The sequence below is a fragment of the Georgenia sp. genome (assembly GCF_054605595.1).
Genome location: NZ_JBTSDU010000220.1, coordinates 1 through 2,673, shown reverse-complemented (window position 1 = coordinate 2,673; position 2,673 = coordinate 1). Strand labels below are relative to the sequence as shown.

Annotated in this window: 3 protein-coding genes; all 3 read left to right on the top strand. The window is 72.3% G+C overall.

Translation table 11 applies throughout. The annotated features are described in order from the left end of the window. The first annotated feature begins 89 nt into the window (after positions 1 to 89). The 3 genes from ACYC1Z_RS15105 to nadA all read left to right on the top strand — a co-directional run bounded on the left by ACYC1Z_RS15105 (position 90) and on the right by nadA (position 2,538). A complete protein-coding gene (locus ACYC1Z_RS15105) occupies positions 90 to 530 on the top strand; it encodes a nitroreductase family deazaflavin-dependent oxidoreductase (protein ID WP_461410333.1) in 441 nt (146 codons plus the stop codon). 37 nt (positions 531 to 567) lie between these two features. Next, entirely contained in the window at positions 568 to 1,428 is an 861-nt protein-coding gene (locus tag ACYC1Z_RS15100; protein WP_461410332.1) for a 5'-3' exonuclease, read from the top strand. A gap of 132 nt (positions 1,429 to 1,560) precedes the next feature. Then, positions 1,561 to 2,538 (top strand): quinolinate synthase NadA, encoded by a 978-nt coding sequence (nadA, locus tag ACYC1Z_RS15095; protein WP_461410331.1) that lies wholly within the window; start codon positions 1,561 to 1,563, stop codon positions 2,536 to 2,538. Positions 2,539 to 2,673: the final 135 nt, after the last annotated feature.

The window sequence follows — 2,673 nt, the reverse complement described above, 5'->3', positions numbered from 1 at the left end:
GCGGGAACCTCTCGCACCGGCCCGTCCGCATGGTGGTCCGGCCGGTCGGCACGCCCCGGGGTCCACCGCACACGTGCTTGACTGGGGCCATGCCGCTCATCGGTGAGTACGAACCCAGCCCCAGCGCGCGCACCCGTGACCAGGTCGAGCTCTACGAGTCCTCCGGGGGCACGGCGGGCACCACGCTGAACGGTCGCCCGTGCGTCATCGTGACCATGCGCGGCGCCCGCTCCGGCAAGATCCGCAAGGTCGCCCTCATGCGCGTGGAGCACGACGGCGACTACGCGATCGTCGCGTCCATGGGTGGGGCACCGAAGAACCCGACCTGGTACCGCAACGTCGCCGCCGACGGCCACGTCGAGCTCCAGGACGGCGCGCAGAAGTGGGACATGGTGGCGCGTGAGGTCACGGGGGCGGAGAAGGTGCTGTGGTGGCAGCGCGCCGTCGACGCGTTCCCGCCCTACGCCGCCTACCAGGCGAAGACGGAGCGGGAGATCCCCGTGTTCGTCCTCGAGCGCACCGGTAACTGACCCCGCGGGCACCGGGCCGGTGTGCCAGGCTCGCCCCATGGAGATCCACCTGGTCGACGGCACCTACGAGCTGTTCCGGCAGCACTTCTCCCCGGCCAACAAGGATCCCGACCGTGGTGCCACGCGGGGCGTCGTCGCCTCCTGCCTGACGCTGCTCGAGCAGGGCGCCACCCACGTGGGGGTGGCCACCGACCACGTCGTCGAATCGTTCCGCAACGCGATGTGGCCCACCTACAAGGACGGCTCCGGCGTCGACCCGCACCTCCTCGCGCAGTTCACCCCGGCCGAGGACGCGCTGCGCGCCTTCGGCTTCACCGTGTGGCCCATGGTCGAGCAGGAGGCCGACGACGCCCTCGCCGCCGCCGCCGTCGTCGCCGGCCGCGACCCCCGCGTGGACCGGGCGGTGATCTGCACCCCCGACAAGGACCTCGGCCAGTGCGTGACCGAGAAGGTCTGGCAGTGGGACCGGCGCCAGGACAAGTGGTTCGACCCCGACGGCGTGCGGGAGCGGCTGGGCGTGCCGCCCGCCTCCGTGCCCGACCTCCTCGCCCTGATCGGCGACTCCGCCGACGGCTTCCCCGGCCTGCCCGGCTGGGGTGCGAAGTCCGCGGCCACCGTCCTGGGCCGGTGGGGCCACCTCGAGGACGTCCCCACCGACCCGGCCGACTGGGACGTCACCGTCCGGTCGGCCGCGAAGCTGAGCGCGACCCTGCGCGAGCAGATGGACCTGGCGCTGCTGTTCCGCGACATCGCCACGACCCGGACGGACGCCGAGGTCGGCGTCGTCGACGACTGGCGGTGGACGGGGCCGACGCCCCTGGCCCTCGCGGTGGCCGAAGCCCTGGACGCCCCGCGCCTGCTGGAGCGCGCCGAGCGCCGGGCTGCCCGTCCGGCCTGAGCTGGGCCCCGGCCGCCCGCACCGAGGGCCACGACCAGTTATGCTCACCGTCAGCATCAACAATGCTCACCGTCAGCATAAGCAGTGCCGCCCCGGCGTGCCGACGGTGCCCACCAGCCACCGGAGGCCGGCATGTCTGCCGTCACCATCAACACCGACGCACTGTACGAGCGCGTCAAGCACGTGGTCCCCGCTGTGGAGTGGGCGACCTTCGTCGACGACGTCGAGGCGATCTGGCGCCTCAAGCGTGAACGCAACGCCGTCATCCTCGGGCACAACTACCAGACGCCGGAGATCTTCCACGGCGTCGCGGACATCGTCGGGGACTCCCTCGCCCTGGCCCGCGAGGCCCAGCACGTCGACGCCGACGTCATCGTCCTGGCCGGCGTGCACTTCATGGCGGAGACCGCGAAGCTGCTGAACCCGTCGAAGACGGTGCTCATCCCGGACCTGCGCTCGGGCTGCTCGCTGGCGGAGTCGATCACCGCGGCGGACGTCCGCGCGCTCAAGGCCGCCCACCCCGGCGTCCCCGTGGTCACCTACGTCAACACCAGCGCCGACGTGAAGGCCGAGTCGGACATCTGCTGCACCTCCGGCAACGCCGTGCAGGTCATCGAGTCCCTCGGGGTGGACCGGGTCATCATGATCCCGGACGAGTACCTGGCCCAGAACATCGCCCGCCGGACCGGCGTGGCAGTCATCACCTGGGCCGGCCACTGCGAGGTCCACGAGCGCTTCACCCCCCAGGACATCCACCAGATCCGCGCGGACTACCCGGGCGTCGTCGTCCTCGCCCACCCCGAGTGCCCGCCCGAGGTGGTCGACGCCGCGGACCTCGCCGGCTCGACCGCGCAGATGAACAGCTACGTCACCGAACGCCGGCCCGCCCGGGTCGCCCTCATCACCGAGTGCTCGATGAGCGACAACATCGCCGCCGCCAACCCGGAGGTGGAGCTCGTCCGCCCGTGCAACCTGTGCCCGCACATGAAACGCAACACCCTCGGCACCATCCGGGCGGCGCTGGAGCACCTGCAGCACGAGGTCACCATCGACGCAGCGGTCGCCGACCGGGCCCGCGCCTCGGTCGAGCGCATGCTGGCGGTGAAGTGAGCTCGGCCGCGGCGCCCGTCCTGGTCGGCGCGGGCCTGGCCGGCCTCCTGACGGCGCTGCACCTGGCCCCCGTCCCGTGCGTGGTCCTGACCACCGGCCACCTCGCGGAGCACTCCTCCTCCGACCTCGCCCAGG

What these genes read in the sequence shown, in the direction of transcription:
- ACYC1Z_RS15105 (WP_461410333.1), top strand. Translation starts at nt 90, where the DNA reads ATGCCGCTCATCGGTGAGTACGAACCCAGCCCCAGCGCGCGCACCCGT.
- ACYC1Z_RS15100 (WP_461410332.1), top strand. Translation starts at nt 568, where the DNA reads ATGGAGATCCACCTGGTCGACGGCACCTACGAGCTGTTCCGGCAGCAC.
- nadA (WP_461410331.1), top strand. Translation starts at nt 1,561, where the DNA reads ATGTCTGCCGTCACCATCAACACCGACGCACTGTACGAGCGCGTCAAG.